Consider the following 6,938-nt stretch of genomic DNA (forward strand, 5'->3'; position numbering starts at 1 on the left):
ATAGAGAAGGGAGCTTACCAGAATGCGTGAAGTAGAAGTAAGCAGACTTACAGATGTCATCGAAAAACTCTGTATCGAAGCAAATGAACATCTTCCGGAAGATGTAAAATGCGCCATCAAAACATGCCGCGCATGTGAAGATGGAGAGATTGCCAAGGGTGTCCTTGACAACATTATTGAGAATTTTGATATTGCAGATAATGAGAATGTGCCGATCTGCCAGGATACAGGAATGGCATGTGTATTCCTTGAAATCGGACAGGATGTACATTTTGTTGGGGGAGATCTGAACGATGCCATCAATGAAGGTGTACGTCGGGGATATGACAAGGGATATTTAAGAAAATCTGTAGTAAAGGATCCGGTTCGCCGTGGAAACACAGGCGACAATACACCGGCTATGATCTACACAGAAATCGTTCCCGGAGATCAGGTAAAGATCACAGTAGGCCCCAAAGGCTTCGGAAGTGAGAACATGAGCCAGATCCGTATGTTCAAACCATCTGCAGGATTACAGGGAATCAAGGATTTTATCCTTGAAGTAGTAGAGACCGCAGGTCCCAACCCATGTCCGCCAATGGTAGTCGGAGTTGGTATCGGAGGAACCTTTGACAAATGTGCACTTCTTGCAAAGAAAGCACTGATGAGACCTCTGGATACTCAGAACCCGGATCCGTTCTATGCTGATCTTGAGAAAGAAATGCTGGAAAAAGTAAACAAGCTTGGAATCGGACCTCAGGGATTTGGCGGAAAGACAACAGCCATCGGCCTGAATATCGAAACAATGCCGACTCATATTGCAGGTATGCCATGTGCAGTTAATATCAACTGCCATGTAACCCGCCATAAATCGGAGGTGATCTGAGATGGAAAGAAAGAAAATTACACTTCCACTTACTAGAGAGCTGGCAAGAACTCTCCATGCAGGTGATCAGGTATTATTAACAGGTACTATTTATACATCACGTGATGCAGGACACAAGAGAATGTGTGAGGCCCTTGCAAAAGGTGAGAAAATTCCATTTGATCCTACAGATGCAACCATCTACTATGTAGGACCAACTCCTGCAAAACCAGGCGCAGTCATTGGCTCCGCGGGCCCTACAACCAGCGGACGTATGGATGCCTATGCACCCACAATGATGTCTGTGGGAGCAAGAGGAATGATCGGAAAAGGTGCCCGCCTTCCGGAAGTAGTAGACGCCATGAAGAAATATGATGGTGTATACTTCGGAGCTATCGGCGGTGCAGGTGCGCTTCTTGCAAAATGCATCAAAAAGGCCGAACTGATCGCCTATGAAGATCTGGGAGCAGAAGCACTTCGTAAATTGTATGTAGAGGATATGCCTCTTGTAGTCATCATTGACTCAGAAGGTAATAATCTGTACGAGATGGGAAAAGCAGAATATCTCAAAGAACACGGAGATAAGTAATTCTGCAGATACATAAAAAAATAACTTCCATATGCTGTAGACATACAGTATATGGAAGTTGCTTTATATAGCCAAAATTATATATATATTGTATCCAATATATAAAAATCATATATACAATAATATGAATTATATCTTTTACATTTGACCTATAAACGTATAACATGATAATCAGGGTCAGGGACCCGCCAAACATGAGAAAGCAGCGATTTACGCAGTAAATCAACGGATTTCGAATGTTTGAGAAAGACGGTAAAAGAATAAAGGCAGTTATCCGTACAGGAGATAATCGCAAATAAACTTGAACGGGGAAAATCATGAAAGATCATAATCAACACGAAATACAAATGTCGGAAGCCTTTTTAAACAGTGCATTCCTGGCACTGTCAGGAGGTTTTCAGGACGCTTATACATATAATGCAAGAAACGAAGTATTCTGTAATGCACAGACAGGAAACGTCGTTCTTATGAGCCAACATTTTATGGCAGGGGAAGTGACTGCAGGACTGGGATATTTCTTTCCTATCATATCCTTTGCATTAGGGGTGTGGGTTGCAGAGAAAATACAGGCAAATTATAAATATGCGCAGAAGCTCCACTGGCGGCAGGGTGTTCTGCTGGCAGAAATCCTGATCTTATTTACAGTAGGTTTCCTGCCAACCGAATACAATATGCTGGCAAATGCCATGGCATCTTTCGCCTGTGCAATGCAGGTACAGTCCTTCCGCAAGGTAAACGGATATTCCTATGCAAGTACTATGTGTATCGGTAATTTGCGCAGTGGTACAGCTGCGTTGTCAGTTTATTTTCGTGAAAAAAAATCAAAACAGCTAAAACAGGCGATGTATTATTTTGGAATCATCCTTATGTTTGCCTTGGGTGCCGGCATTGGTGGAAATCTGTCCATACGCTATGGAATCAGAATGATCTGGGTTTCCTGTGGATTCCTTATGATCAGCTTTCTGTTGATGTTTATAGAAAAATATAAGCATTTCCATGAGGAACATGAAATTAAATAATGCAGCCATTTCCAGAAAGGTCATTGAGAAGAAGATAATATTCTTTTCAATGATCTTTTTTGTTTTGATATTGCTATTAAATTAACAACCCTGTTAAAGAAATTGCTTTTCATTTATATACATTTATGAATACTATACATCTATAACAAATTGTTATAAATTAATTTCAGAAAATTTCAAAAATGATATTGTGCAAAACAACTATATAATGTATAATATCAACAGCACATATGTTGAAAATAACTAAAGCTGCGTGGGAATCGATATATCGGTACTATATTAAAACCAATGTATCAAAATTACTATTTAAGGAGGGAACCGAATGTTAGACCAGTCTTATTACAGAAAAGCGGATGAGATCATCGAGCACTACGGACGTACAGCAGCATCGCTGATTCCGATCATGCAGGATATTCAGGCGGAATATCGTTACCTGCCGGGAGAATTGCTGACTTATGTAGCGAAAGAAATCGGAGTAAAAGAAGCCAAGGCCTACAGTGTAGCCACATTCTATGAGAATTTTTCTTTTGAGCCGAAAGGGAAATATGTCATTAAAGTGTGTGACGGAACAGCCTGTCATGTGAGAAAATCCATGCCTGTAAAAGAGGCTTTGATGAAGGAACTTGGACTGAGCAACAAGAAACACACTACAGATGACATGCTTTTTACCGTAGAAACAGTATCCTGTCTGGGTGCATGTGGACTTGCCCCCACACTGACTGTCAATGATGAAGTACATCCGAAGATGACTCCTGAGAAAGCTGTAGAACTTTTGAATAAACTGAGAGGAGAGTGCGTATGAGTATTAAGAGTAAAGAAGACCTGTTAAATAAGCAGGCTGAAGTAAATGAGCAGATTAAATCTTATACCTGCCGCGTTCTTGTCTGTTCAGGTACCGGATGTATCGCATCCGGAGCGCAGAAGATTTATGAAGAGATGTCAGTACTCTGTGAGAGAATTGATGGAGTAACAGTTGAAATGCAGAAGGATGTGCCTCATGTAGGCGTGATCAAGACAGGGTGCCAGGGCTTATGTGAACTTGGACCTCTGATGAGAATTGAACCATATGATTATCAGTATGTTCACGTACAGCCGGAAGACTGTAAGGAAATTGTGGAGAGAACTATATTGGAAGGAAAACCTGTAGAGAGACTGTTTTATCGTGATAATAATACAGTCTGTCCACATCCTGATGATATTCCTTTCTTAAATCAACAAACACGTATCGTTCTTGAAAACTGCGGAAAAATCGATGCGGAATCTATCGAAGAGTATATTGCTGTGGGAGGCTATCAGGCACTTGCAAAAGTGATGGGAAGCATGTCCCCGCAGGAAGTTATTGATGAAGTAACTAAATCCGGGCTTCGCGGTCGTGGCGGTGCAGGATTCCCGGCAGGCAAGAAATGGTCTCAGGTTGCACGCCAGGCAGAGAAAACCCGCTATGTTGTATGTAATGGTGATGAGGGTGATCCCGGTGCATTTATGGATGGTTCCGTCATGGAAGGTGATCCATATAAGATGATCGAAGGTATGACTATTGCAGCCTACGCAGTCGGTGCGGAGAATGGATATATTTATGTTCGTGCAGAGTATCCTCTTTCTGTAAAGAGACTTAGGATGGCGATTGAACAGGCAGAAAAATATGGCCTGTTAGGTGATAATATTTTAAATTCCGGTGTAAACTTCCATTTACATATCAACAGAGGTGCCGGAGCTTTCGTATGTGGAGAAGGTTCGGCACTTACCGCATCTATCGAGGGTAACAGAGGTATGCCTCGTGTAAAACCGCCCCGTACAGTAGAGAAAGGTCTGTGGGGTAAACCTACAGTTCTTAATAACGTAGAAACTTATGCCAATGTACCGAAGATCATTCTTCAGGGAGCAGACTGGTTCCGCACCATCGGTACAGAGGGAAGCCCCGGAACTAAAACCTTCTCACTGACCGGTTCTATCGAGAATACCGGTCTGATAGAGGTTCCTATGGGAACCACACTCCGCCACATTATCTATGATATCGGTGGTGGTTTAAAGAGTGGCGCCGCATTTAAGGGTGTCCAGATCGGCGGTCCGTCCGGCGGATGTCTGATCCTTGACCAGCTGGATGCACCTCTTGATTTTGATTCTGTCAAAAAATTAGATGCGATTATGGGATCTGGTGGTCTGGTAGTTATGGACGAGAATACCTGTATGGTTGAGGTTGCCAGATTCTTTATGAACTTCACCCAGCGTGAGAGCTGCGGTAAATGTGTACCGTGCCGTGAGGGTACCAAACGTATGCTGGAGATCCTGGAGAGGATTGTAGATGGCAAGGGTGAGATGTCCGATCTGGATGAGCTGGAAGAGCTTGCAAATATGGTTCAGAACATGGCTCTGTGCGGACTTGGCAAGAGTGCACCTCTTCCTGTTATCAGTACTCTCAAACGCTTCCGCAATGAATATGAGGAACATATCCGCGATAAGAAATGCCGTGCAAAAGTATGTACTGCTCTTCGTCAGTTCCACATCAACCCTGAGTTCTGTATCGGCTGCGGTAAATGTGCAAAGAACTGTCCGGCAGGTGCGATCTCAGGTAAGATCAAACATCCATATCACATTGATAACGACATCTGTATCAAATGCGGTGCATGTAAGGACAACTGTAACTTTGATGCAGTATATGTGGAAGCATAGAAGGGAGGATACACTATGGGCCATATGATAATTGACGGTAGAAAGGTAGAATTTACCGATGAAAAAAATGTCCTGTCTGTCATCCGCAAGGCAGGGATCAATATTCCGACACTGTGCTACCACTCAGAGGTATCCACTTTTGGTGCCTGTCGTTTATGTACAGTTGAAGACGAGAGGGGAAAAACATTTGCCTCATGTTCTGAACAGCCAAGAGATGGAATGGTGATCTATACCAATTCCGGAAGAGTCAAGAAATACAGAAAACTAATTGTAGAATTATTGCTTGCAGCACATTGTCGTGACTGTACAACCTGTGTTAAGAGTGGTGAGTGTGTCCTTCAGGAACTGGCACACAGGCTGGGCGTACAGACAATCCGTTTCAAAAATACCAGGGAATATCATGAGTTGGATACAAGTTCTCCTTCTCTGGTTCGTGATCCAAACAAATGTATTCTGTGTGGTAACTGCGTACGTGCCTGCGAAGAACTTCAGGGAATCGGAGCTTTAGGATTTGCATTCCGGGGAACTGAGGCCATGGTAATGCCTGCATTTAACAAAAAAATCGCAGAGACAGAATGTGTAAACTGCGGTCAGTGTCGTGTATATTGCCCAACAGGTGCGATTGCGATCAAGACACATATGGACGAGGCATGGGAAGCACTTGCTGATCCGAATATACGTGTAGTTGCTCAGATTGCTCCTGCAGTACGTGTCGCAGTAGGTGATCATTATGGACTGACCAAAGGCAAGAGTGTTATGGGTAAGATTGTCAATGCTCTCCACAGAATGGGATTCGATGAAGTTTATGATACTTCATTCAGTGCTGACCTTACTATTATGGAAGAGAGTGCCGAGTTCCTTGACAGAATTAAGAAGGGTGAGAAACTTCCGCTTCTTACTTCCTGCTGTCCTGCATGGGTGAAGTTTATCACAGACCAGTACAAGGAGTATATTCCTAATCTTTCTACCTGCCGTTCTCCACAGGGAATGCTCTCAGCAGTAATCAAAGAGTACTTCCGCGATCCGGAACATGCCGGCGGCAAGAAAACAGTTATGATTTCTATTATGCCATGTACAGCCAAGAAGGCAGAAGCAGTTCGTCCGAACAGCTTCACAGACGGTGAACAGGATACAGATATCGTTATTACAACTACAGAGCTGCTCCGCATGATCGATAACTTTGGTCTTGACTTTGCAACTCTTGATCCGGAAGCCTGTGATATGCCGTTTGGCTTCGGCTCCGGTGGTGGTGTTATCTTCGGTGTTACAGGAGGTGTTACAGAAGCAGTTCTCCGCCGCCTGACTCCGGATCACAGCAAAGAAACCATGCATGAGATCGCAGAATGCGGTGTTCGTGGAGATGAGGGAATCAAGGAATTTACAGTTCCTTATGAAGGAATGAACCTTAATATCTGTGTTGCCAGCGGCCTTGCAAATGCAAGAACCGTTATGGAACAGGTTAAGAATGGTGAGAAAGAATATCATCTGATCGAGATCATGGCATGCCGCCGCGGATGTATCATGGGTGGCGGACAGCCGACAAGATCCGGCGACAGAACCAAAGCTCTGAGAGCTAAGGGCCTGTATAATGCAGATAATACAACTATCATTAAGAAATCTGATGAAAACCCGTTAGTTCTGGAACTTTACAACGGACTTCTGAAAGGCAAAGAGCATCATCTGCTTCACAATGATTCCTATTAAGGAATATCTGTGATACCTGACAGAAACAATATGTCGTTACTGTTCACTCCGTTCTCAGTAACGTAGCCAAAATTCATTCCAGATTGCCTGCGGCAATGGAATTTTGGCTTGT

General features: G+C 43.4%; 6 protein-coding genes. All 6 read left to right on the top strand.

Annotated features, from left to right (window positions below; all coding sequences use genetic code 11):
- Positions 1-22: 22 nt before the first annotated feature.
- Positions 23-865 (top strand): fumarate hydratase, encoded by an 843-nt coding sequence (locus tag I4V44_RS12775; protein WP_118330743.1) that lies wholly within the window; start codon positions 23-25, stop codon positions 863-865.
- Between the two features lies 1 nt (position 866).
- Positions 867-1,433 (top strand): Fe-S-containing hydro-lyase, encoded by a 567-nt coding sequence (locus tag I4V44_RS12780; protein WP_022380686.1) that lies wholly within the window; start codon positions 867-869, stop codon positions 1,431-1,433.
- A 317-nt stretch (positions 1,434-1,750) separates the two neighbouring features.
- On the top strand, positions 1,751-2,452 hold the full coding sequence (locus I4V44_RS12785) for a YoaK family protein (RefSeq protein ID WP_226824829.1): 702 nt from the start codon (positions 1,751-1,753) through the stop codon (positions 2,450-2,452).
- Between the two features lie 322 nt (positions 2,453-2,774).
- Positions 2,775-3,254: a complex I 24 kDa subunit family protein gene (locus tag I4V44_RS12790; protein ID WP_008703034.1), complete on the top strand. Its 480-nt coding sequence runs from the start codon at positions 2,775-2,777 to the stop codon at positions 3,252-3,254.
- The gene (locus I4V44_RS12795) at positions 3,251-5,122 is read left to right on the top strand and encodes an NADH-quinone oxidoreductase subunit NuoF (RefSeq protein WP_008703037.1); all 1,872 of its coding nucleotides are present in this window, start codon (positions 3,251-3,253) and stop codon (positions 5,120-5,122) included. Before I4V44_RS12790 ends, I4V44_RS12795 begins: the two co-directional genes overlap by 4 nt.
- Before the next feature lie 15 nt (positions 5,123-5,137).
- The gene (locus tag I4V44_RS12800; RefSeq protein ID WP_008703039.1) at positions 5,138-6,826 is read left to right on the top strand and encodes a [FeFe] hydrogenase, group A; all 1,689 of its coding nucleotides are present in this window, start codon (positions 5,138-5,140) and stop codon (positions 6,824-6,826) included.
- Positions 6,827-6,938: the final 112 nt, after the last annotated feature.

Source organism: Blautia sp. 1001283B150304_161114_C9 (assembly GCF_015668165.1).
Classification (GTDB): domain Bacteria; phylum Bacillota; class Clostridia; order Lachnospirales; family Lachnospiraceae; genus Blautia_A; species Blautia_A wexlerae.